Source organism: Bacillus salitolerans (genome assembly GCF_042680805.1).
Classification (GTDB): domain Bacteria; phylum Bacillota; class Bacilli; order Bacillales; family SA4; genus Bacillus_CJ; species Bacillus_CJ salitolerans.
The window spans coordinates 1-24,904 of the sequence record NZ_JBHUEM010000051.1; the positions used below are offsets into that span (position 1 = coordinate 1).

Below are 24,904 nucleotides of genomic sequence, written 5' to 3' on the forward strand. Positions count from 1 at the left end.
AAAATTACGATGATATTCTTTCAAAACGCAAGCGTACACCACTCATTACGTATGGTCATTATTTAAATGAACAAAAGAAAAAATACAAAAACGACCCGTTCAAAACGAGCAATTGGGCCTACGATGAGGAAAGTGATAGCTACACCTGTCCAAATCAGCAACCAGTTCAATTTAAATATCATTCGGTTCGCACGGATAAAACAGGATTCGAGCGTACGTTCAAAGTCTATGAGTGTGAGGACTGTACGGGCTGTCCACTTCTAAAAACTGTACGAAAGCGCAAGAAGGGAAAAATCGCCAACTCATGATTAATGAGAAATGGGAACAACAAAAAGAATATGTGAGAACGAAGCTTTCAGATGAAGAAACGGCTGCCATTTACCGCCAACGTAAAATGGACGTGGAGCCAGTTTTTGGATTCTTGAAGGCTAATTTAGGTTTCACTCGACTTTCAGTACGTGGAAAATTGAAAGTTGAAAACGAAATCGGCCTCGCATTAATGGCCGTGAATATACGAAAATATGCGGCAAGATGAGAAGGTCTTGTCCGCACATAACTGAAATCTAATGAAAAAAGTGAAATCGATGACACGATTTCACTTTTTTCATATAGAGAAGCTAGTTATGTCCCAGCCTCATTTCTTTATAGGGTCGTTTACTTCAATAAGGGAGCATTGTTTATTTATGGAATTATTTGGGTTTATGGGACATACCCTTCTACTAAAAGAGGAGTGATTGTGTGTTAAAAAAGATATTGATGATTGCTGGAATACTTATAGTAGGAATAACCATATTTAGTCTCTTAAATAAACCTTTAGAAGCCGATACTATTGTTGCAAATAAGGAGAACCAAAAGCCTTCAATTAGTAAAGAAGAAGATGAAGAAATATCAACAATGAAATTGGTAACCGAAAAGATTTATGAAAAATATGACACGTTGAAGTTTGTTGTGGGTACGTCTTCAAAGAAAGAGTTGAGAATTCAAGTTCAAGGGGACAAAAATGATTTTGATTCTATAAAAAATGACATTGAATTAATCGCCAAAGATGTAATTAATTCATCACCAATTAAAGAATTTAAAGTTATTGTCGAGTGGGTAGATATACCTGCTGTTAAAGGGAATATAAAAATAGAGAATAAAAACAAAGAACTGTCACTTTTAACACATACCTTGATGGTAGGCTTAAAACAATTCGATGTAATTGGGGATATTGGTACCGAATATCAAAAAAATATTACCATTCAAACATCATTAAAAGGAAACGGCGAAAAAGCACAGAAATCAGCTCTTGAAATTGAGGAGAAGGTAAATCAACTTTTAACATCAAAGGAACTAAGTTCAGTATCAAAAATTGAATCTTATAAGATAAGAATACTCAATACCGACGGTAAAGCTATAAATTAATTTTCAAACGGGGGGCATTTCTGCAACAGCAGCAGGAAAGCCTTTTGACTAACGAGCAGCTTTAGTTTAATATGGATAAGGAATTTGCAAAGTGGGAAACTAAAGGAAAAATGATAAGGTGGATGTTTTTGAATAAGATTATTGCCTTTCTAATTTGTTTTACTTTAGTAATTCCAACATCAGCTTACGCAAATCTTCCTACAAAGACTAAAGCAACAAGAGAGAATTTATTAGAGGATGCCGTGATAGATCTTTTACAACCACAAATGTATGAAGGTGTTCAAAAACATTATGGAACTACAAAACAAATAGCTTTCCATTGTTTAAGGGTTATTGAAATAAAAAAACTTGATCATCCTGGGTCTTGGCTATTTGAAGCTACTCTTGAAGGTGTAACTTATACAGGAGCCCATAACTCTCTTGATACTATTACAGTAACTGTTAAAAAGGATTGGGAAGACTTGAAATGGGTTTTAAAAGATTTTAAGGTCAGTTCAGTAAAGAAAAATCTAGAATGTAGAAGTCCAGCATAAACTTTATAAAAATGCTGCATTAATCCAAAGAGGATTAATGCTTTTTTGTGGAATTCTTGAACGGAAAATTGTGGAGTTTAATTTAACTACAGGGTTTTGTTTTATGAAAGTCAATTTGGAATTTAGTTTTAATCAGAGGGTAAGATACATACAAACTACTTCCAAAGGTGGCGATTACCACGAAAAAGTTAGTCTGGACAGTCACAATATATATAATGTTTACTGGATTATTTTCATCAACACAATTAGCAGTCGCAAGTTTTAAACCAACAATAAATGCACACGAAGTTTTATCCATTCAAGTAAACCGTTTAAACGGAGGGACTCGTAAATTTAAGTTTAGCGACGGATATGAAGAAGTAATTATAGGTAGGGTAGTAAAATGGATAAACACATCAAGTTCTACTGAAGGACCAACTGATTTAAAACTAGATAACACTCCCATCTCTAAATTAAAAATAAAAATGAAAAATGGGGAAGTTGCAACTATTGAACCTGCCTATAACTGTATATCTGAAAAACAAGCGAAAAAATGCACAATAGCAGATGGAGAGGTCATATATACCAAAAATAAAATGAAAGTTAGATTGAAATCATTAGAACTGTTTGATTGGATTTTAGTGGCATGGAAGTTTGAAAGTGTTGGTGCATCAAAAGATGAGTTGCTTGAAGAAACCTTATATACAAGATATTTTACCTATCTGGACAAATCTTATTTAGATTTTATTATGTGTCCTAAAATAGATAAAGTTGAAAGAATTAGTGGTGATACAAGGAGACATACCATCCATGCAAGTGCATTAAATTATAGTGCACATTACGGTGAAGAACCCTATGACAGAATTCATATTACATTGACCGATACTCCAGAAGATGGTGTTAATATAAACCAAGTTAAAATTGAAAAAGGTATTTCTGGAGAAGAAAGTCGTATCCAATGTAGACGAGAGGATTAAAGATTATTTTGCTAAACGGGTGCAAAAGCTTAACAATGGGGTTATCGAATGTGGCAGCTCTTATTCCGTAAAGGAGCAGGTTAAGAAAAAGTTGAAGTAATCTGGAGGACCAATGAATTGGAACCATTTTCTATAGGATTACTAATTATACTTACACCGTTAATCATATTAGGGGTTATTAAGGCTGATAGGGATATTAAGATTTTTGGTTATATGTTAATTCCAGCGTGCCTAGGTCAAGTATTAGCGATGGAATTTAACATTTCATATTTCTTTTTTATAGGATATGGCTTGTTTATTTTGATGTTCATATTTGGGACAATTAATATTTATAGAAAAGGAAATGAAACCTTAAGAGAAAGTCTTAGAAATGTTTTATGGGTATTGTTAATGGTTTTAGGAGGTTTTGCAATTCTTGTCCTTATACTAAAATTAATATAAGAAAAAATTGCAAAGGCTATTTCGCTGAATGTGAAACGGGTTTAGTAATATTATAACTATAAGAAATAATTTATTAAGCTAAAGGGTAGCGATTGCTGAACAAGCAGCAGTCGCCCCAGAATAGTTAACGATGTACAATAAGATACTATCAATGATTATAAAAGTAAGGAGGATATGGTTGCATACTTTATACACTTCAATTTCTTTTGAAACTTGGAGCATTTTGCTGTTCGTAGTAAGCACAATAATTCTAGGTGTAAATATATTAAAAAAACCTCAATTCAAAGGTATGTTGATTTTTTCATTAATCTTTTTCTATTGTCTTTCACTAATTGCATTTTCACATGGTAGAGTTTCTCAAGATGTAATGAAGTTAATTGATATTATACATGTAATCATATGGATTATTTGAAGTGGAACACTGGATTTCGATGCAGTAGCTCCTATTAATTCAACGGTATAAAATTTTCCTTTACTTAAATTGTTAACATCTGTAAAATTAAAACAAATTAAACAAATGCAATGAAGAGAAGAGTAGATAAACCTTATTCTTTCCAGAGAGCTCCGTTTTGCTGAAAAGGAGTAAGAATAGGTTATTGAACCAAGACTCTGAGCATCACATTGGAACCAATTGGGGATGGTGTGGCGGGTGCTCCCGTTACAGAGCTAAGGTATAAAATTGTACCTGATAAGATCAATATGGCGACATATTAATAAACTGGGGTGGCACCACGAAGATATAATCTCGTCCTCAAGACTTCATAGTCTTGGGGGTGGGATTTTTTTATTTTTGCATTTTTATAAAGGTGTTTGTCTTAACGAATAAGTATTGGGGGGAGTATATTGAATTTAAAGAATAGGCTTGCATCATGGAAATATCCATCAATCTTGTTAGTTGGAATTGGATTCTCAAATATCGGGGAATGGATCTATTTTATAGCCCTTAATTTAATTGTATTGGACATGACTGGTTCAGCTTTAGCTGTATCTGGTTTATACATCATTAAGCCATTAGCTACTTTATGTACGAACTTTTGGGCGGGAAGTCTAATAGATCGTTACAACAAAAGAAAGCTTATGGTTTTACTAGATATTATCAGGGCAATATTTATAGCCTTACTGCCATTATTTTCAGCAATATCTATAATCTATTTAATTGTATTTATTATTAATATAGCAAGTTCAATGTTTGGTCCAACCTCTATGACTTATATAACAAAATTAATTCCACAAGAACAACGGAAACAATTTAATTCTCTTCATAGCCTTATTACATCTGGTGCATTTTTAATAGGTCCAGCGGTAGCAGGAATGTTATTTTTAATTGGAACTCCAATATTTGCAATCTATATTAATGCTATTGCTTTACTCGTATCAGGTGTAATTACATTAGTTATGCCAGATATAGAGAAACAATCAACTTTCTCTTCTTCTAATAATAAAATCTCGTTGAAAGTAATTAGAAAGGATTTGTCAGCAGTATTTGAGTATAGCAGAGGGAACAAATATGTTATGATGATTTACTTATTGTTTAGTGGTGTTATGGTCATAATGGCAAGTGCTGTGGATTCCCTTGAAGCAGCTTTTGCTAAGGATGTGCTATCTTTGGCGGATAGTGAGTATGGTTTCTTAGTAACAATTGCTGGAGCAGGTATTGCTTTTGGTGCTTTAATTAACTCGTTATTTGTAAATAAAATTCACACCTCTGTTTTAATAGGTCTTGGTACTCTCCTAGTTTCAACGGGGTATATAATATATGCATTTTCAAGTACATTCTCCGTTGCAGCGATAGGATTTTTTACTCTTGCTTTTTTTATCGCTTATGCTAACACAGGTTTTCTAACCTTTTATCAGAACAATATTCCTGTTGATGTAATGGGGAGAATTGGAAGTGTTTATAGTCTAATTCAAGCTACTTTAGTTATAATAGCAACCAGCATTATGGGGATTGCTGCCCAGATAGCCTCCATTCAAGTGGTTGTTATTATAGGTGTTTTAGTCATGATGAGTTTATCCATTTTATTATTAATTATTTCATTATTCCCTTCAAGAAGTCATATTTTCCAATCTGAACCGATTGGAACTAAGGAAGCGTGAGTCCAAGAAGGATTATTGATTATCTAAGTTGAATTTATTAAGCTAACAGGCAGTATGTACTAATTAAGGACGTGATTATTCGGAAGTTGTTGATAAAAAACTTGTTGAATCAGTTATTAGATACCTTTGCATAAATGGAGAAATAAACGGGGTTAGATTTGGACCAACCTTACAAATCCTGTTATCTGGTATAGACGAACATAGAAAGGGTATAAAAGGACAAATTTACTTAAATGTAGAATCAAGATGGTGTATCTATGATGAATTGCCTAATGATTTTCCTATAAAAGATACTGATGTTGAAGAAATGGATAGAATTAAGGAGTTAGAAATATTAAACGAATTAAGTTATTCAGAAATTGTTGAACTAGGGTTAGGAGATACTATTCCTCACTTGATTTTTTCTTTAAAAATGGGAAATCTCTATTCGTTCATGGACATGATGATCAATATGAATCATGCCAAATGGGAGTTGCCTTTCAAGAGGGGAATACATGGTTAGTGGTTGCTTGTCCAGACGATGAAATTGCTGTATGGTGTCCAGATTCTTTTATTAAAAAGTTATAAAGGTAATGGGGTTTTATTCAAGTAACGGGGACGAATGTTGTTAACACTATGGGATCAGCTGCAGCTGATCCTTCTTTTTTAAAGGATTGGATATTTAATAAACAAGCGGTGGGGGTTATCGAGGTAGATACTTCTAAATCGTAAAAGTTCTCGTAGGCAAACAGGCTTTCTTGTCGACACTTAGACATATAGATTCATTAAATTGGAGGAAAAAACGATGGCAGAAGTTTTGTTGTTACACCATGTTTTAAAAGTGAATGTTATTTAAGTATAGGGGGGGCGCGCGACAAGTTTCTGTGATAAGCGCTTCAAGCGTGAAAACACAGGGAATTTACTAGATGAATTCTAACTTTACAAGGGAGGGTAGGACTGAAGGAACCATGCTTCCCGAAACTATCCCATCAATGCTCCTGCGTGCGTTAGGATTAATAGGTCATAGGGTGCGAAGCACCATACCGCGATTCACCAAACAGACGAAAAGGCTTCAAACGCTTACCTATTGCAAACTAGAATGGGACGATCGTCAATGAGACGACCTTTCTCTTTTGGCTTTTACAAGGTTAATTGGAATTTTATGTTGAAATTGTTATATATAAAATTATGATGTACCTTTGAACCGTTTAGTTGAAAATACGAGGGGGATAAAAGTGAATAAAAGTATAATATTACTTTTTGTTCTAATGTTTTTAGCCGGTTGTGTGAGTTTTGGTATTGAAGAGGAAGAGTCCTTTGTATTTTCCTACACTCGTAACTCCATAGTAGATGAGAATAAAGAGAGGGTAAATAACTGGTTAAACAATGTAAAAAAAGAAGTGAAAATTCATAGTCTTGGTACAATAAATGGGTATGAATATTTTTATGCCAGAGGTTTTAATGATGTTTTAGTAACATACCTGTTAGAGAAAAAACAAGAAAATCAATTTAGTCTTCTTAGAGCAAATTTTAAAAAAGGAAATGAAGACGATGAGATTTTAATTGAAGTTAAGTATAACCCCTCGCTTTGTTGTGACGGTACAGTAATAGATGATAGTTATACTGGCAAAGGACTAATACAATAAAAATTTAATTTTTACAAACAGGTGGGAGTATGGAATAAGAACAGACACTGATCCAAGCTGGATTTGTGCCTTTTACTGTTGCCGTGCCAAGGCAAGCCGTTAAGTGCTAACTGGTGAAAGTCCAGTCTAGGTAAGAACCAAGTCGCCTAGTAGCTAACAGGTATTGAACAAGGACGTATCACTTAAAGGGGGAAGAAAAATGGGTTGGATAATCATTGCTTCTGTTGCATATCTTCCGATTATATATAGGATTCATAGACGGTTAGATTATTTAGAAAAAGAAGTGAAAAGGTTAAAAGGAGAAAAGGATTACTGAACGTAACGGCTACCTGTCTTATTTCAGAAACTGGAAGTTTACCTTAAGAAGAGAGTTTGAGAACAAGCACTAAAACTCAAACAACAAATATCAGGGGGGAAGTAATTGGATATACATATTAGAGAAGCTACCAAAAATGATTATGATGTGGTTCATCAAATACAAAAACAAGTTCACGCGATTCATACAAAGGGAAGACCAGACCATTATAAAATGACTGATACAACGTTAGACAAGGAGTATTTCAACAACTTGATAGATGGAGAAAATACAAAGGTATTCTTGCTAGAAGTAGACCAACCAATCGCTTATACAATAATTACTATAAAAAATACAAAGGAAAGACCCATTCTAATTCCAAAGAAAGTTGTCTATATGGACGATTTTGGTGTCGATATGAAGTACAGAGGAAAAGGCTTCGGGAAAATATTCTTTGCAAAAATATTAGAGTACGCAAAGGGTATAGAAGCAGATTCATTAGAATTAGGGGTGTGGGAGTTTAACGAAAATGCTATAAAATTTTATGAATCAATGAATTTAAAGACAAAAATGAGACAGATGGAAATAGATTTATAAAACTCTCCTTGTTCTATTATGGGGCTCTACTGCAAGATGAAGTAGAGCCTTTAATTTTTATAACACTAAAAAGAAAAATAATGTTAATGCTATTTCCATTAAGTAAAGATTAGTTGACTAGTAGAGAAGGGATTAAGAGAATATAAAAATTGTCCTATTGTCCGTATTAATCGTACTTATGGACACAGTGGTAACGACAAGTTGTTCTGAGGTAGATAAGAAAGGAGAAAATATCCTTATTGTGAGGAACACAAGGAAGAAATCACTCCAATCTAGGCACCAATTTACGGAAGAGATAACTGAAATCATACTCATTAAAAAAATTTAAAACGATGACTGTTTTTTTAAACATAAAACGTCTTTAAAATGACAGGAGGTTGAAGATGAAGGTTGCATTTTAATATCAATACATTGTGAAAATGAAGCCTATGCCGAGTTAGTCAACTTAAATTCAAAACTCGTTTATAGGTAGCGCTAAATAAACTGAGGGGTTCCTATCTCAATGAGATTGGCGCACATGAGGTGTTTGTAAAGGCATGTAAAAAATAACATAATATGGAGGCATGTAGATGGAAGCAAAAATTGTAACGAAGAAAGAACTAAAACTAATAGGCAAGAAAGTTGTCGCGCCTGTTTCAAATCTTGGTAAAGAAGTTCCTCAAGCACAAAACATAGTGAGAACCAGTGAAATTCCTTTTCGCATTGAACCAAAAGGAATTATGGGAATTGGAAGCGTAAGGGATATTGTTGAGGACACCGAAATACATACAATATATATTGGTTCAGAAGTAAGTCATATAACAGAAGTTCCTAAGGGTTTTGAAGAACTAACTATTCCCGAGCAAAAATATGTTTCCTATACGTATATGGGGCCGATGGTGGATTGCTGGAAGGTGTATGGTGAGCTGTTTAACTGGATTGAAAAATCAGGTTATCAGATAAACCTAGACTCCTATTCAATTGAACATTATGACGAAAACCACAACTGGGACGATAAGCATACTCATGATAATCATTTGCACATCTATATTCCTATCCAATAATTTGCATAAACTGCTCGAAAGAAGGACAGCCCTCTTTTGAGCATGTTTTGATACAGAAATAACCGGAGCACCCATAGCTTTGATAAATCAACATACACAAAATGCTTAATACGATATTCATAATTTCGAAAGTAAATGGAATTCTCCGCTTTTAATAATGTGGAATCGTAATGGGTGATTACAATTTTGAGCATTTTTTAAAATGGGAAGAAAACTGAGCTAATAGTAAGCTAAACCAGCTAATAGTAAAATTTATCAACTATCCTGCCCCATTTGTTGAAGGAAAAATAATAAGTTAGAAACATACAAGCAGTGATTAAAATATGTTTACTCTTAGCTTATTGGCTTTTTTAGATCATTAGCATCTTATGAATAGAAAGAATAGAATAAGAAAAATTGAGTGGAAAATTCCAATATGGTTTAACAAAATGTCTGACGAATGGGAGAGTGGGAATATGCAAGATAGACTTTTAATAGGAGATAAATTGATTCAATGGGGTTCTTTAAGAGAATCACAAGATAGAAAAGATGTTATATTAATAAAAAATGGAATTGTAAAGAATGTAGGCACAACATATGAAAAAATAAGTTACCTATCAAACGATGGGTTTGAGTTTATACAAAGAGAACAAGTCCTTACTTCTGATGTATTGGGGGATAGAAAAGGAATAACCGTTGTAGAGAAAAATTCCTTTAAACCAATATCTTATACAAGTTATTCAAATGGAAAGGTGGATATTAAAACTATATATTTCGATGAGAAGGTACAAATCACAAAAAAATCTCAAGAAAAGTACATATACTTAACAGATAAAGAAGTTTTTGATTCATTTTCAGTTGAAATGATTCTTAGAGTTTTACCTTTAGAAGTTGGTTATATGGCTTCTCTTAATGCATTTAAAACACCTATTGAATCAGAAATAAAAATAACCGTTGAAGTAGTCGGTAAAGAACTTATTAATAATGGAGAAGATATATTACTAGATTCATGGAAATTAAAGACATACTTTGGAGAAACATTTCAGTATTATTGGGTTAGTGAAAAGTCAAAAGAATTACTAAAACAATCGTCGCAAATTGAAGATGGTGTATTTTTGGAATTTATAAGATGAAAAAGAATTCTACAAAATTAGGTCTTTAAATCATGAATTGGAGATGCTGTATACAGTTTTTTGTTGAACTAATTAGTAGCATTTGTTTAATTGAAAAAGTGATCAGCGATGCATGTCTTGTTTTTATAGGTGCGTAGTGGGATAAAGACTCTTCGGTCATTATGCTTTGTAATTATGTAAAAGCCCTTGGGAGGAATAAAAACTTGAATATAGAAATATCGAGCTTTACTGATAGAACAATCAAAGCCATTGATGTTATGAAGTTATATAATGATGTAGGTTGGTGGGAGGAAAGACAAGAACAAGATATTGAAGATATGTTGAACAAAGTACAATCAGTGGGTGCGTGGCAAGACGATACTCTTATTGGTTTTGCAAGAGCTGTTACAGATGGGAAATTTAGAGCGTATATTGAAGATGTGGTTATACATAGTTCATATCGTAAGGAAGGTATAGGTGAAAAGCTGGTATCAAAATTGTTAGATGAGCTTTCCCATATTGATATAATTAGTTTGTTTTGTGAAGAATATTTAATACCTTTTTATGAAATAAACAGTTTTAAATACAGCAAAACACAACTTGTAATGCATAGAAAATAATTGTTTCCACAATATCCTCTCTTGAACTTTATGAAAATAAACTTCTCTAACTGATAAAAAAGGAAATACCAAAGAAGGTCTACCTCAATTCGTTTTTTTAAAATGGAACATTGGTGTTTTTTACAATAAGTAACTTAGATTAATGATAATCACACAATTGTTAATTTTTCCTAATTAATAGTTCAATGCTTTTATTCAAGTATTATTAATCGTACAAGATAGGTTCGGAATTTTGTTCTGAGGGTTGTTCATTTGGCGATAAAAACATAAATGAGCGGGTAGAGAAAGAAGTATTGAAGAAAAAGGGATACACTGAATCAATTATTTTTAAGTTGCAAAAAGCACTCTCATCCAAAATAAACGGATGTAGAGTGCTTGTCTTTTTTATTCTATTTGATAAATAACTCTTATTCTTCCTCAATCTTAAATCTTTGAACGTCTTTTTCAAGGGCTTCACTAAACTCTCTTAATTGCTCAGCTGAACTCGTTACAATACCAAATGCGGTGACTTGTTCTTCTGAGGAAGAGCTAACTTGTTCACATGCAGCGGCTGACTGCTGGGACATGGCGGCTATTCCGTGAACATAGGTGATGACTTCATTCTTGCTTTCATAAATATTATTGATTTCTTTTCCAATTTGTTCAATGGAATTGGAAATGTTCGTAAACACATCTGAAATTGTATGGAAGGAGCCTACACTTTCAGTTACGATTTTACTTTGATTTTTCTGATTTTCTTTTGTAATTTCTACTTCTTGTACTGTTTTAGCAGATTGATCTAATATATTGATGATTGTATTTTTAATTTTTTCAGTTGCCTGCCTAGATTCATCTGCTAATTTTCTAACTTCTTCTGCCACAACGGCAAATCCTCTGCCGTGTTCTCCTGCTCGCGCAGCTTCAATACTAGCATTAAGAGCTAGTAAGTTCGTTTGATCGGAAATTTCAGTAATAGAATGAATCACTGTATTAATATCTCTGATCTTTTTATCTAAATCAATAATAGCATCACCAACAGTACTTAAATTTTGAGATGATGCTTCAAACGATTCATTAAGTTCCTGCATTTTATTAACACCACTTAGATTCGCTTCATCCGATTTAATGGATAGCTCCTTTATTGATAAAATTTGTTTACTTACTTCATCAACTTGCTTAGAAAGAGTAGTAATTAACGAATTTGTATTATCCGCTTCTGATGCTGTTTGAGATGCACCTGATGCAATTTCACCTATCGCCTTCGAAACTTCTTCACTTGATGCCATTGTTTCTTCTGCAACTGCACTTAGATTTTCAGATGAATCTTTTACTAGCTTAGTAGAATTTTTAACATTTAAGAGTATCTCCCTCATGTTATTCACCATGTCTTGAAAATGTATAGATAGCTGGCCTATTTCATCTTTCGAATAGTTTGTAATCGTAGTAGTTAAGTCACCTTTAGCAATCTCCGTAGTCTTATCTTTAAGATAAAGAAGAGGACGAGTAATACTTCTTGTTGCGAAATAACCAGCTCCTATCGCTAACACTAACGCAATCAAGCTTATTATAAACATTTGATTTTTTAATTTATTTACCGGTGCAAAAATAACTTCTGTAGGTTCATAGACAAGTAATCCCCAGCCTAAACCTTCAAAGTCGCCATAGCCGTCACTTTTTGCATAACCTATGATTGCGTCCTCACCAGCAGCAGTAGTTCCCGCTGCATAACCGATAGTACCTTTTTCATACGCAAGGAAGTCTTTAGCGATTCCTGAAGAATTGCTTACGTTTTCTTGCAGTACAACATCACGATTATGTCCACTCGTTGTATCTGCAAAAACTAAGCCATCATTGAGGATTAATTTTACTTGGGCTGATTGATTTAACGTCGTTATTTTATCTACAATTTCCCATACTAGTTCAATATTCAAATTGGCTTGTATCGCACCAATTGAAGCTCCATTTTCATTTTTAATTGGCATACATATTGACATAGAATGAATACCTAAGTCTTCATCGAAGGAGATATCCTTAAAAGTCAATCCCTTTTCCATTGTGTCATGAAACCATTGTTCATCATGCTGAACAAAGTCAGAAGCGCCGTCTGTTGTAAGTTCCACAATAAAACCATGCTTGTCCATTACTGCGAAATCTGTAAAATACCCTGTTTTTTCTAACTGATCGATAAGATGGTCTTGAAGATGAGGGATTCCCATTTTTTTTGTAGCACTTTGCTTTTCTTCTGCTTCTTTTGCTGTTAATAAATCAAGGCCTTTTTGTGAAGCAATGGTTGCAGATTCTTTTACAGAGTCAACAATGGTCGGTGAACTACTTAGTACTTCAACATCCTTGATTCTCTCAAAAAGGACCCTATCGATTTCTTCCATATTTGTTTCTGCTATGGCCTTTGTTTTTGCGCTTACTTCCTTTTCTAAGGATGATACTGAATTGTTGTACGTAAAAATTCCATTAATGATAATAGGTAATAGTGCAACAAGTACAAAATAAATAGTTAGCTTTGTCTTGATAGACTTATTCACATTTAAAAAATTTCTAATCTTAGACATATGTACTTTCCTCCTGTTCATAAATATCTTGGTTCTATACTTGCCAAACAATTCATTTGTACACCCTTACCCTCCAATATAGTAGAAGTATTTTATTAAAAGAGCACTCTCCATTCCTCCAAGCTGAAAAGAAGAGTGCTAGCTTTATCAAAATCTATTAATTCCTTAAATTTACAGTAAAAAAGAACTAGTTTTTGGAAAATGGATTAGAAAAACGTAGTAGTATTTTACTATTCATAGTATAGCAAACGTCCTCGAATGCTGACAATAGTGAAAATGTGAATAATAGTGAAACAATCGATATTTTGGGGATAGGGACTTAAGATCTAGGTATTTAGATGTGAAGTAAAAAGGTTGAACAGAGAAAAATACTGAATTGATTGTGAAACGTGAGTAGAATAAAATTATTAATGGAATAATTTTGGATAATGTTACAGCTTATGGAGGCAATTCCTTAATAAGGGAAGGGGACTTAATCTTGCTTTAATTTTTATTTATTTAGTTATTCATGCTATTTACACGGGGAAAAGGCTAAAATTTATAGTTAGACAAATTGGGTCAAGATAGTAGGGAGAATTAATTCACCTCGAAAATTCATTTTATCCAACCATTCTTTAATTAGTTTAGCTGCAGTACCTCCTTTTCTTATGGAACAAACGAAGCAGGATTGTTCAATATAAAGATTAAATTTATCTCAAGGGGGAATTTTATTATGGTATTAGATTTGAAAGATAATAAAAAGGCATTTATTCGACCATATGAAGAAAAAGATTTTAATAAAATACAAGGTTTAAACAAAGAAGAGGGATGGACTAATTTAGTAGATAATCACTTGAACACAAAGGAAGCATGGAAAAATTCAAATGTAGTATATGTTATTGAAACAGAGAGTCAAGAATTAATTGGGTATATAAGAGGCCTTAGTGATACTTTTATAAGCTTATTTATTTGTGAATTACTAATTGATAAAAAGTATAGGGGATTAGGATTAGGAAAAGAATTACTCCACTATGTACACAATATATATCCGAACACAAGGATTGAATTACTTGCAAATAGTTCATCTCGTTCATTTTATGAAGGTCTGGGTTTTCGTGCCTTTTATGGATTCAGGAAATCAAGCCAAGAATAAGGTTTATCTAATGGAGGCGAGTGCTCAATATTAATTAGAAGGTGAGTAGATGGACCAGATAAGGATTAAAGTGAATAACAAGAGTTTATATATTAACAATAGCAACAACATAGTGGGTGAAATATACATCGAAAAGAACGGATACATTTTCTTCCCAAAAGAAAAGTGGACTGACTTTGTTGTTGTAATACTTTCATGGTGGAACGAAAAACTTAGGTATTTTAAGTATGGAAATATCGGAGAAAGAATAGAGTTTGATTTTATGGAAGGATCTCTTTTGTTGAGATTGGAAAAGCTAAACCATCACGAAGTCAATATAAAAGGAATAAAGAGGAATTTGATTAACGAAGAAGTGTTATTTGAAGCTGAAACGCTTTTTAATGATTTAAAAAAGAGCTTAGTAACAGTTTCGAATTCTGTTATTGGTCATGCAAAATTAAAGGGTTGGGAAACTAATGAGTTAGCAGAACTTAAAAATCAGGCGAAATCCCTATTACATTAAAGGGCGCTAATCATTAAGAAGGAGATGGCTATCACAAAACCAATGGTATAGCTGGATTTGCAAGATTAGGACACGGTAAGGTTCTAGCCGATAACATAGAAACAATGGATGAAAATGAAGTGATTATATATGAGTTTCCTACAGGTAGTTAGTATGCTTACTCAAAAAAGAATAAAACTATTCGACCGTTGAATAAGTCTGTGCTAAAAGTTTAGTTACAATACCTATTCCATTAAAGAAATATCAAGAACAAATTGTAAATAGATATAAAGACTTGTCACCTCCTGGATATGGTGGGGGAGAAAATGCCGAAAACAATGAGAATAGTATTATAACTAAGTCGATGATTATTGCAGGCATTTCTGTTTTGTTGGCAGCATTAATAATATTTGTTAGACGGAATAAAATTTATTTTAAAACGAGGGATCATTAAGGCAATAGTGCAGCTACATATCAAAAGATATTCAACTACTATGTATAAGTTTGTGATGAAATGTACTAAAACATTGGTTGGGGGCTATCTTGAACAAGATAAAGTGATCAGCTGATGCTGTTCCTTTTGTTTTTTTAGGGTCGTTTAGTGAAAGAAGGGAGAGTATGAAAATGGTGAATGCCAGCCTTGAAACATAAAATAATTACCCTTCCCCTAAAATCAAATAATTTTGGGGTCCATATAGATAAGCAGGATTAGTTTTTTAAATCCTGCTCCTAATTTATTGCACCACTTTTTAAGTCGACTTCCTTTTTGGGTTTATCAAATATTCTTATCAATCCTATTGTTAATCTTACAATCCAAAATGAAAAAGTTAATGTGTAAAAAGAAATAAACCAGCTCCAATTTCCTTTATATTTAAGTAGCTTAGTGTTCTTTTCAATCCAAATTTCTATGACTATAATTGGTACACTTATATAAAAAGCTTTTAACATAATGTTTAAAATGTTTTTTGTACCATATGTTATTTGGTTATAAATTACACAAGCAATTGGAAAAAGAACCATATCAAATGCCAGGTTAACTTTAAATATTTTCGGAAGTAATCGAACAGGATATGAAACTTGCCCATATTTAACTACAAAAGAATCAAAGAAAATTGAATAGACCGCTTTTAATAAAAAAACTAACATCCATTCTTTTCGAGGTTGTTTTTTGAAGAAAATAGGTAAAAAAATCAATCCTAGAAATGTAAGTGTTCTTAAAATTTTAAGTTCACGCAAAAAAACACATCCTCCTTTCTGATTTAGGATGTGTTTTTTTTTGTATTAAATTCATATTACCCAATACCTTGCACGAGAATCTTACTAAATATCTTGCTAAAGCTTGACAGGATCAAGTCCCAAGGGGGGCGACATTCTACCCCGACTACCGTTAGTATAAGACCATATAAAAATAGATCAACCAGAAAATTCTGGCGAACCTTATATTACGAACAGGGGCATAAGTTTAACAAGGCGAACATTAAATTGATCGTCTTTTTCTTATTTGAAACTCAGGGTAAAAGTTTGAGGGTACAGAGTGGAACAGGGGGGTTCGATTTGGTAACGCTATTTTGTTGAAAATTGGTTATTAAAAAGAGAAAACAGGTATAATTGGACTCATACAGGAGTATTAATCCTTTATTTGAAGTGAAAAGAGGTGAGTGTAAATGGGTAAATTTGGATTATTTGGAAAGCTTATAGCAAAAGATGGCGAACGTGAAACATTAGTAAATATTCTTTTGGAAGCAGCAGAATCAATGGAAAATCTAGATGAGTGCGAAGTATATCTTGTTAATGTTTCTAGCGATGAACCTAATTCTGTGTTTGTTTATGAGGTATGGAAGGACGAGAATGCACATAAAGCCTCTTTATCATTGGAAGTAACTCAAACATTGATACAGCGGGCGAAACCTATTATTGCTGGAATGGAAAGGATTTCTACGTTGTTGCCAATAGGAGGCAAGTCTTTTACATAACTACCTTCTTATTAACGTAACGGGGCGATTGCTAAAAAGAGCAGTCGCTTTTGTGCTATTGAAGGGTTAGTTGAAAAACACTATGAAAAATATATTTGTTAATAAAAGATATATTAAGAAGGAATCAATATTGTCTTATGAAAACAACCACTCAAATAGACATAATAAATAAATTGAAAAATGTAATGAATGGAACGATTATTAGAAATGAATTTAGTCTTTGGGGATATCGGTGGGTAGAGAACTTCGACAGTAGAAATCTATTACTTCGAATGAAGATGAAATACATAATTACCTTGTCTTTCTTCTGCCAATTGAACTTAGAAGCGAGGCAGTAATAACAGAATGGATTGAAAGATAGATAGAGGGCATCCACATTCTCTTTGAAGACTAGAATCCTTAGGCTATACCGTTTCACTGTCAGAACCTAAGGTATCATGATCCAGTCCAAACTTGTTATCTAATAACCTACAAATCAGAAGCTCCTATTAAAAATGTATTGTTCTCTGTTGTTTAAAAATCATCTTCGCCTTAGGCTACGTTTTTTCTTTCCGTGTTAATGGATAATAGACGATATGTTACATCATATGAGCGACTATAATTCCTGCTCTCTTTTTACCTTTTCGTGCAGCTGTTCGACGATAGAGTGCACCTAGGTAGTATTTGAACCTTAAAGTAGAATCAGTAGTGCAGGTTCGAGTACAACATTTTCATTTGTCTGTGGTAATGCGTTGATTTTTGCACTTTTTAGGTGACTATTGGGGGCTCCAGAGATAATGTCAGGCGCTGGTCCAGGAGGATTAGAGCCTGTACATGTTGAATTAACTGGCAGGATAGTTGAGGAACGATTTATTATTAGGGCATATTGGTGGGGGATTGGGTTTAATGAATAAGATTATGCTCTTATTTTTAATGATAAGTATACTTCTAATTACTGCAAGTTGTTCAGGGAACAACTTAGAAGGAACTAAACCACCAATTCCTGTTGTTGCAATAGAGTCGGTTAAAATTCCTGTTGTAAGGGGAGGGTATTGTTGGTTTGAGTGTGCTGATGCTCCTGGTATTCCAGAGAGTGTTGAAAGAAAAGAACCAAAAGTAGTTGCAAAAAATGCTGGTATTAACATTACTTTTAATTACGAACCAAAACCGAGTAATATTCAAATAACTCGAATGAAAATAGGCGAAGAAGAATTGTATAACCAGTCATTGACAGTACCTTCTGAACAAGGAGTGTACTATTATGAAATAAATGCAAGATGGAACTATGATGATTTAAATGCTGACTCGTCCTACGCTTTTGTTATTGTAGTCAAATAGTGCATTAAAGGTCTATGTAATGTACATTTGATTTATTACACTTAAGAGTAAACGAGTTAATAGCTTGTCAACATTTAATAAAAGGACTAATAGAGTTCTTGAGAGAATGTGTCCAAGTAAACTCTATTTAAAAGTGTGCAGATAGCTATGCTTTAATGGATAAGAATGTATCTCTTTGTTAATACCGACTCACACACCTCGTTTGAGCAATACCCATTCTGAAGCGTTCCGTAACAAATATAGCTGAATATAAAGAGAATATTTTCGCAGTGCAGCTTAGAAGCTTTATAGAATAAATGGTTTTTAGGAGAAATAACGACGATATCTCGGAATTAAATGAAAATTCAAATTTGATAGAAATTGTTTGATTTATCAACTAATTCTCCCATTAATAGAATGGAAGTCCTATAATGGTAGAGTATGAAGAAAAGTTTGTTCATGTTACGTGAACAATTCATTTTGGGGGATATTAAATATGATAGATGTTAAAGTTCGATTGGAAAAAGACTTTATCGGTACGAAGGAAGTGCCGATTGATGCATATTACGGGATTCAAACATTACGTGCAGTAGAAAACTTTCCTATTACAGGGTATCGAATTCATGAAGAATTAATAAAGGCGATGGCCATGGTAAAGAAGGCAGCTGCCCTCGCAAATATGGACATAGGTAGACTTTATCCGGGGTTAGGGGAAGTGATTGTAAAAGCTGCTGATGAAATCATTGAAGGAAAATGGCATGATCAGTTTATTGTAGACCCCATTCAAGGCGGGGCAGGTACTTCAATCAATATGAATACGAATGAAGTCATTGCCAATCGAGCATTAGAACTACTTGGTAAGGAAAAAGGTGATTACTTTCAACTTAGTCCTAATACACATGTAAACATGGCACAATCTACAAACGATTCATTTCCTACAGCGATTCATATTTCTACGTTGGTGATGTTAGAAAAACTACTCTTAACGATGGAAAGCATGCATGCAGTATTTAAACAAAAAGCAAGAGAATTTGATAATGTCATTAAAATGGGGCGTACGCATTTGCAAGATGCTGTTCCGATTCGTCTTGGACAGGAATTCGAGGCATACTCCAGAGTAGTGGAGCGGGACATTCGTAGGGTGCAGAATTCAAAACAACATTTATATGAAGTGAATATGGGGGCGACCGCTGTTGGTACTGGGTTAAATGCAGATCCCAAGTATATCAAGATTGTGGTTCAGCATTTAGCTGAAATTAGTAATCTTCCGTTAGTAAACGCGGATCATCTTGTTGATGCAACTCAGAATACAGATGCCTATACAGAGGTTTCTGCAGCTTTAAAGGTTTGTATGATGAACATGTCTAAAATCGCCAACGATTTAAGACTAATGGCGTCAGGACCTCGTGTAGGTTTTAATGAGATAACGCTGCCAGCACGTCAACCTGGTTCATCTATTATGCCTGGTAAAGTAAATCCAGTCATGGCTGAACTTATTAATCAAGTTGCATTTCAAGTTATAGGAAACGATCATACCATTTGTCTCGCGTCAGAAGCAGGACAGCTTGAATTAAATGTGATGGAACCTGTCCTTGTATTTAACCTGATACAGTCAATTAGTATTATGAACAATGCCTTCCGAGTATTTACTGAAAACTGTCTTGCTGGAATTGAAGCAAATACAGAAAAGCTTAAACAAGATGTTGAAAGAAGCGTAGGAATCATTACGGCTGTTAACCCTCACCTTGGTTATGAAACTGTATCTAGAATCGCAAGAGAGGCAATCCTAACAGGTCATCCTATACGTGAACTATGTTTGAAATATGATGTCTTAACTGAGGAAGAGCTTGATTTAATATTGGATCCATTTGAAATGACCCATCCTGGAATTGCTGGAGCGGCATTATTGGATAAAAAATAGTTGATTTTAGACAAGAAATATAGCATTCATTCTTTTCATTAAGTAAGGGACTACAGCGTTGAAAACGTTGTAGTCTTTTTTGCTAATAGTTATAACTTCCATTACGTAAAGAAGAATCGCCTTCGTCCGAGAACTTGGTGCTAGCAAGATCTTTCTGGTGATAGGGATAATTGATGATAAATTTTAGACTCACCATTCATTTCAAACACTTTCCTTTAAAGTTTTTTACATTTACATCCAACTAGTACTATGATATTATTTTTGAAAAATAAATTATCTAAACCTGTAATGAAGAGAAAGAGAAGATAAAGTTATGTTCTTTACAGAGAGCTCCGTTAGCTGAAAAGGAATGAAGTCTCTGAGCATCACATTGGAATCTAAAGGAGGGTAATGTGACGTGTGCTCCCGTTAACGAGCTAAGGTATAAAAACAAGGTGTTATTAAGACTCCTTCAGTACCTGATAAGATTGATATGGTGACATATTAATAAACTGAGGTGGTACCGCGATCCTTTATCTCGCCCTCAAGACTAGGTTCTTGAGGGTGGGATTTTTTTCTTTAATAGATAATAAAAGTTAGTATTTAGGAGGAAGTAAATATGATTCCAATCATTGAAACGGATAGAGTTTTGTTAAGAGCATTCAATCCAGCAGATGCCCCTTTTGTTGAAGAATTAGCTGGAGATAAAAGAGTGGCAGAAACTACTCTTACTATTCCGCATCCATATCCAACTGGAAGTGCAATAAACTGGATTATGAATCATAAAAAGAGGGCGGATCAAAAGGAAAGCTATATTTTTGCTGTTGAAGAAAAAAAGGAAAGAAAATTAATTGGAACAGTCACTCTCCGTCTTGAAAATAGTCACAAAAGAGCAGAAATAGCTTATTGGTTTGGGGTTCCTTTTTGGGGAAAGGGCTATGCAACCGAAGCCGTTAGTAAGGTAATAGAATTTGGTTTTGATCGAATTGGTTTAAATAGAATATGGGCAACGGTTATGAAGAAAAATATTGCATCAAGTAAAGTTCTCATTAAAAATGGCTTTAACCATGAAGGTACGTTTCCTAAGCACGATTTAAAGTGGGGAAACTTTGAAGATGTAGAATACTATGGCTTGTTACATAATTCTTGTCATTATGCGAATTAGGTAGGCTAAGAAGTAACTTTTTCTTTATCAATAAACGGAAATTTAGCGTTTTGATATGAATTGAAGGGATTTGCTACTTTGGCTGTTGTACTTTTCACAGTATGTGTTAAGTAAGATGAAATTTGCTAAATGGAGGTGTGCTCCTTTAAATGGGGAAATTGTTCTTTTATAGTGATCAAGTCGTTGAATCTCCTGGTAATCGAAGAATGGATGAATTACTGTTTGATGGGATGCAGCCAGTAAATTGTAAGATTGGCTATATTCCTTCTACAGAGGACAAAGAAAGGAAGTATTTCGATAAAAAAGTGGAATATTATCGTGAGTACGGAATACAGAACTTTATTTTTTTTGATCTATATAGTGAATACAATCCATTGAAGATTAATGAATTACTTAGTTGTGATATTATCCATCTTTCCGCAGGAAACCCGATAGATTTTAGAAAAGCAATTAAAAATTGCGAAATGGATAAAGTTCTATGGGATTACTATAATCAAGGCGGAATCATTGCAGGTGTTAGTGGTGGTGCGGTTCAACTCGGAAAGTCCGCGAACGTATTTCAGTTGTTTATAGGAGCTTCTATAGATGAGAAATTAGACACATTAAACTTTGTGGGTTTCGAATTTTTACCCCATTACAATCGTTGGGATGACGATTTTATAAGAAAGGTTACTGATTACTCACAATCTACTAGAACCACAGTTTATGCTGGGAATGATGGAGATGGAATTATTGTAGAGGGTGATACCATCCAAATGATAGGTGACATAGTAGTGATTCATGATCAAAAATTGAAGTAGGTGTAATCAATTGGGCTGATGTTTTTTGTTCATTTGGTGCAGTGGATAAAGAAGATTTTTTCCAATCTGATTATAGAAAGAAATGATTTTTAATTTTACGCATTGGAGGTTTTACGGATGAGAAACGATGTGACTAATAAGGTTTATATTTTGTCTGGACCAGCTGGAGTTGGAAAATCGACGACTTCTAAAAAGCTCGTCACTAAGTTGAACCCTAGTGCGTTTATATCTGGCGACTACATAAGCCATATGCACATTAATGGACGAAAAAAACCCTGGGAAAGTGAAGAAGAAGTCTCTTTAATTTGGAATAATATATTATGTCTTACAAGAAATTTCCTTACTTATGGTAATAATGTCGTGATAGATTATGTTACATTTCCCAAAGAAGCACAATGGCTTTGTACCAATATAAAAGACCCAAATGTAGAAGTCAGATATGTAGTTTTATGGACTAATAAGGAAACCTTGGTCAAACGAGATAATTCGAGAATTCCAGAGGAGAGAATGGGTGAAAGAAGTATAATTTTAATGAATGAGTTTATTGAATCAAAAATAGAAGAACAACATTTCTTTGACACAAGTAACGTAAATATTGAAAATGTTGACTATGTTATTGAACAAATAATTACTAATAATAGATTTAAGTTGACCTAAAAATGGAAAAACAAATTCGGTTGGATAGATCTCTAGTTAAACAAAAGGGGTTGCAAAAGAAGGCATTATACATATCTCATTGAAAGCTTTTCTTATTTATTTCGTAATAGAACACATCCATACTAATTTGACGAATAAGGTGTACTATTGATTACAAACATATTTATTTATATCATAAACTTGGAAACTACAGCCTAACAATCTAAATAATATCTTGATTGTTGAGGATTAAATTAGAAATGAGGGATTGATACGAACATTCGAATTTTAGAAGAATCCGATGCAAGGGTCTACCAAAAGTTACGATTAGATGCATTGCAAAATAGTCCGGAAGCATTTGGATCCACGTATGAGAGAGAAGTGAATTTCGCACATGAAACCATTGTAGAACGTATTAAACCAACAAATGAGAAATTTGTATTAGGTGCTTTTAATGAACACGATTTACTCGTTGGCATTGTCACCTTCATTCGCGAGAGTGGTATGAAAATGGCTCATAAAGGTAATATTTTTGGAATGTATGTGTCCCCTGAGGTACGAGGCAAGAGAGTTGGGAAAGCACTCATTCTTGAATTAATCAAAAAAGTAAGAAGCTATGATGGTCTAGAACAAGTAAATTTAACAGTTGTATCAGATAATCAACCTGCCAAAAAGCTGTATAAGTCAGTAGGATTTGAAGTGTATGGTGTTGAAAGGAAGGCACTAAAGTTTAACAAACAATATTTTGACGAGGATCTTATGGTGTTATTTTTATAAAAAACATTTTCTTATGCGTTTCTACAAAAGTAGAGACGCATTTTTACTTCATATGATTTTCATTCATTTATGATTGCTTTTTAAACTTGTAAAAAATTTTTACTAGGGTACTTGACCTTAAACCTACTTCAACGTTTAGTATTAAATTGGTAAAACTTACCGAATATTTTGTATAATGAGGAGGAAATGTTTATGAGGTGCCAAGTAGTCTCGAAAGAATTCAAGGTTATAGGAATGAAAAATAAAGGATTGTATAAGGATTTTGGAGAGTTAGTACCTAAAGCAGCACAGATATTCTTAAGCATGGCTACTAATCTGCCAAACCATAGTGGAGTTGAAGTATCAATCTATGAACCGCCTAAAGAAAAAGGACAAGCAGACGGAATATTCTATGTAGGATTATTAGTAAATGAGGAAGCTGATTCAGTGCCTGAGGGTATGGAATATTTGTGTATTCGTCATGAGTTTGCAATGATCAGAGGGCAAGTATCAGAAATGGGCAAGCTGTATACAGATTTAGATAACTGGATTGCTAACCAAGGCTATCAGCATGAAAGTCCTGATCATTATATGGTTGAGGTGTATTTCCCAGTAGAAAATGGTACTGAAGAAGTCGAAGTACACATTCCTATTAAACGTGCATGTTAATTATGAAGGGAGTAGTTAGAATATGACATTCAGATGGGATGGCGGATTTATTATGGTGTCTTGGGATCATTTTGATGAAGGGGTCGATTGGTATACGACTCATTTTGGATGGTCATGCTTGGATAAAGTTATCACTCCAGTGGGGAAAAAGGCATTTTTAAAGATGCCGAGGTTAGGTGTTGTTACCTTAAAGTCTTTTGAATCAGACTTTGACCATTTCAAAGTTAGGAATAATGAAGAAGGATATGCTAGATTATGCTTTGAAACAATAGATTTAGAAGAAACTCTCGCTTATTTTGAGAAGGAAGGTATCCAAGTCTCAGAAATGGGAAATCTACCAACAGGCCAAAAAAGCTTCGATATCCTTGCCTTTGAAAATGCTAGAGTTACAGCGGTGTATAATCCTAGTCAAGATGGAGCGTTCACAGGGGTAAGATTGACCGGCTTTAGTGATCAGATCTGCATGAGGATAGGCGTTACGAATCTGGACAGATCCATAAAGTGGTATCAAGAACATGTAGGATTTTCATTAGTAGAAAGAGGTCAACAGTTTGCCCATATGAACGTGGAAGATGCTTATGATTGGAATGAATTAAAGCAGAAAGGCTATGATTCTATATTATTGGAAGAAATTCCATTGATTGAGTACAAAAAAAGCTCTCCATCTGTGCGTACCTATTTTGATGTTCGTCCCGAGTACTTTTCAAATACATATGAGGAGCTACAATCGAAAGGAATGGAATTGTCCGAGATAGCGGGGAACCCTCAAACTGGTTGGGCTGGTTTTCACTTTTACGACCCTGACGGAAATCAAATCAATGTATGGTCATATCCTCTACGCTAGGTTT

24 protein-coding genes, 2 pseudogenes and 1 other annotated feature are annotated in these 24,904 nt (G+C 33.9%); of the genes and pseudogenes, 23 read left to right on the forward strand and 3 right to left on the reverse strand.

The window, feature by feature from the left end; translation table 11 throughout:
* The 12 genes and pseudogenes from ACFSCX_RS20270 to ACFSCX_RS20325 form a co-directional block, all read left to right on the forward strand.
* Window positions 1-535: pseudogene (locus ACFSCX_RS20270) on the forward strand (transposase); the annotation flags it as partial.
* 203 nt (window positions 536-738) lie between these two features.
* Window positions 739-1,404 (forward strand): hypothetical protein, encoded by a 666-nt coding sequence (locus ACFSCX_RS20275; RefSeq protein WP_377930079.1) that lies wholly within the window; start codon window positions 739-741, stop codon window positions 1,402-1,404.
* Between the two features lie 128 nt (window positions 1,405-1,532).
* Window positions 1,533-1,937 carry a DUF3888 domain-containing protein gene (locus ACFSCX_RS20280; RefSeq protein ID WP_377930080.1) on the forward strand — a complete coding sequence of 135 codons (405 nt, stop codon included), beginning with the start codon at window positions 1,533-1,535 and terminating at the stop codon, window positions 1,935-1,937.
* Window positions 1,938-2,152: 215 nt separating this feature from the next.
* A complete protein-coding gene (locus ACFSCX_RS20285; RefSeq protein WP_377930081.1) occupies window positions 2,153-2,893 on the forward strand; it encodes a hypothetical protein in 741 nt (246 codons plus the stop codon).
* Between the two features lie 117 nt (window positions 2,894-3,010).
* The gene (locus ACFSCX_RS20290; RefSeq protein WP_377930082.1) at window positions 3,011-3,334 is read left to right on the forward strand and encodes a hypothetical protein; all 324 of its coding nucleotides are present in this window, start codon (window positions 3,011-3,013) and stop codon (window positions 3,332-3,334) included.
* 513 nt (window positions 3,335-3,847) lie between these two features.
* Window positions 3,848-4,090: a binding site (T-box leader), on the forward strand.
* An 84-nt stretch (window positions 4,091-4,174) separates the two neighbouring features.
* Window positions 4,175-5,431, forward strand: a complete 1,257-nt coding sequence (locus tag ACFSCX_RS20295; RefSeq protein ID WP_377930122.1) for an MFS transporter — start codon at window positions 4,175-4,177, stop codon at window positions 5,429-5,431.
* A gap of 265 nt (window positions 5,432-5,696) precedes the next feature.
* Entirely contained in the window at window positions 5,697-5,933 is a 237-nt protein-coding gene (locus ACFSCX_RS20300) for a hypothetical protein (RefSeq protein ID WP_377930083.1), read from the forward strand.
* Window positions 5,934-6,645: 712 nt separating this feature from the next.
* Window positions 6,646-7,056 (forward strand): hypothetical protein, encoded by a 411-nt coding sequence (locus ACFSCX_RS20305; protein ID WP_377930084.1) that lies wholly within the window; start codon window positions 6,646-6,648, stop codon window positions 7,054-7,056.
* Between the two features lie 421 nt (window positions 7,057-7,477).
* Entirely contained in the window at window positions 7,478-7,948 is a 471-nt protein-coding gene (locus tag ACFSCX_RS20310) for a GNAT family N-acetyltransferase (RefSeq protein ID WP_377930085.1), read from the forward strand.
* A gap of 569 nt (window positions 7,949-8,517) precedes the next feature.
* Window positions 8,518-8,991 (forward strand): GyrI-like domain-containing protein, encoded by a 474-nt coding sequence (locus tag ACFSCX_RS20315; protein ID WP_377930086.1) that lies wholly within the window; start codon window positions 8,518-8,520, stop codon window positions 8,989-8,991.
* A gap of 455 nt (window positions 8,992-9,446) precedes the next feature.
* On the forward strand, window positions 9,447-10,103 hold the full coding sequence (locus ACFSCX_RS20320) for a DUF3108 domain-containing protein (RefSeq protein WP_377930087.1): 657 nt from the start codon (window positions 9,447-9,449) through the stop codon (window positions 10,101-10,103).
* A gap of 257 nt (window positions 10,104-10,360) precedes the next feature.
* On the forward strand, window positions 10,361-10,702 hold the full coding sequence (locus tag ACFSCX_RS20325) for a GNAT family N-acetyltransferase (RefSeq protein WP_377930123.1): 342 nt from the start codon (window positions 10,361-10,363) through the stop codon (window positions 10,700-10,702).
* 407 nt (window positions 10,703-11,109) lie between these two features.
* Here ACFSCX_RS20325 and ACFSCX_RS20330 read toward each other — a convergent pair whose 3' ends face one another.
* On the reverse strand, window positions 11,110-12,066 hold the full coding sequence (locus tag ACFSCX_RS20330) for a methyl-accepting chemotaxis protein (protein WP_377930124.1): 957 nt from the start codon (window positions 12,064-12,066) through the stop codon (window positions 11,110-11,112).
* Window positions 12,058-13,269: pseudogene (locus ACFSCX_RS20335) on the reverse strand (cache domain-containing protein); the annotation flags it as partial. The pseudogene ACFSCX_RS20335 and the gene ACFSCX_RS20330, both read right to left, overlap by 9 nt.
* Window positions 13,270-13,960: 691 nt before the next feature.
* Between ACFSCX_RS20335 and ACFSCX_RS20340 the strand changes: the two are divergent.
* Complete coding sequence (locus tag ACFSCX_RS20340; RefSeq protein WP_377930088.1) at window positions 13,961-14,380, forward strand: GNAT family N-acetyltransferase; 420 nt, start codon at window positions 13,961-13,963, stop codon at window positions 14,378-14,380.
* Between the two features lie 49 nt (window positions 14,381-14,429).
* Window positions 14,430-14,882 carry a hypothetical protein gene (locus ACFSCX_RS20345; RefSeq protein ID WP_377930089.1) on the forward strand — a complete coding sequence of 151 codons (453 nt, stop codon included), beginning with the start codon at window positions 14,430-14,432 and terminating at the stop codon, window positions 14,880-14,882.
* A gap of 708 nt (window positions 14,883-15,590) precedes the next feature.
* Here ACFSCX_RS20345 and ACFSCX_RS20350 read toward each other — a convergent pair.
* Complete coding sequence (locus ACFSCX_RS20350; protein ID WP_377930090.1) at window positions 15,591-16,097, reverse strand: CBO0543 family protein; 507 nt, start codon at window positions 16,095-16,097, stop codon at window positions 15,591-15,593.
* A gap of 428 nt (window positions 16,098-16,525) precedes the next feature.
* Between ACFSCX_RS20350 and ACFSCX_RS20355 the strand changes: the two genes are divergently transcribed.
* The 9 genes from ACFSCX_RS20355 to ACFSCX_RS20395 all read left to right on the forward strand — a co-directional run bounded on the left by ACFSCX_RS20355 (window position 16,526) and on the right by ACFSCX_RS20395 (window position 24,900).
* On the forward strand, window positions 16,526-16,834 hold the full coding sequence (locus ACFSCX_RS20355; protein ID WP_377930091.1) for a putative quinol monooxygenase: 309 nt from the start codon (window positions 16,526-16,528) through the stop codon (window positions 16,832-16,834).
* Between the two features lie 885 nt (window positions 16,835-17,719).
* The gene (locus ACFSCX_RS20360; protein ID WP_377930092.1) at window positions 17,720-18,151 is read left to right on the forward strand and encodes a hypothetical protein; all 432 of its coding nucleotides are present in this window, start codon (window positions 17,720-17,722) and stop codon (window positions 18,149-18,151) included.
* A gap of 475 nt (window positions 18,152-18,626) precedes the next feature.
* A complete protein-coding gene (gene aspA / locus ACFSCX_RS20365) occupies window positions 18,627-20,051 on the forward strand; it encodes an aspartate ammonia-lyase (RefSeq protein WP_377930093.1) in 1,425 nt (474 codons plus the stop codon).
* Window positions 20,052-20,649: 598 nt separating this feature from the next.
* Window positions 20,650-21,195, forward strand: a complete 546-nt coding sequence (locus tag ACFSCX_RS20370; RefSeq protein WP_377930094.1) for a GNAT family N-acetyltransferase — start codon at window positions 20,650-20,652, stop codon at window positions 21,193-21,195.
* A gap of 149 nt (window positions 21,196-21,344) precedes the next feature.
* Window positions 21,345-21,995: a Type 1 glutamine amidotransferase-like domain-containing protein gene (locus ACFSCX_RS20375; RefSeq protein ID WP_377930095.1), complete on the forward strand. Its 651-nt coding sequence runs from the start codon at window positions 21,345-21,347 to the stop codon at window positions 21,993-21,995.
* 117 nt (window positions 21,996-22,112) lie between these two features.
* The gene (locus ACFSCX_RS20380) at window positions 22,113-22,652 is read left to right on the forward strand and encodes an AAA family ATPase (protein WP_377930096.1); all 540 of its coding nucleotides are present in this window, start codon (window positions 22,113-22,115) and stop codon (window positions 22,650-22,652) included.
* Between the two features lie 264 nt (window positions 22,653-22,916).
* A complete protein-coding gene (locus ACFSCX_RS20385; RefSeq protein WP_377930125.1) occupies window positions 22,917-23,408 on the forward strand; it encodes a GNAT family N-acetyltransferase in 492 nt (163 codons plus the stop codon).
* 192 nt (window positions 23,409-23,600) lie between these two features.
* Complete coding sequence (locus ACFSCX_RS20390) at window positions 23,601-24,056, forward strand: GyrI-like domain-containing protein (RefSeq protein WP_377930097.1); 456 nt, start codon at window positions 23,601-23,603, stop codon at window positions 24,054-24,056.
* Window positions 24,057-24,078: 22 nt separating this feature from the next.
* Complete coding sequence (locus ACFSCX_RS20395; RefSeq protein WP_377930098.1) at window positions 24,079-24,900, forward strand: VOC family protein; 822 nt, start codon at window positions 24,079-24,081, stop codon at window positions 24,898-24,900.
* Window positions 24,901-24,904 lie beyond the last annotated feature (4 nt).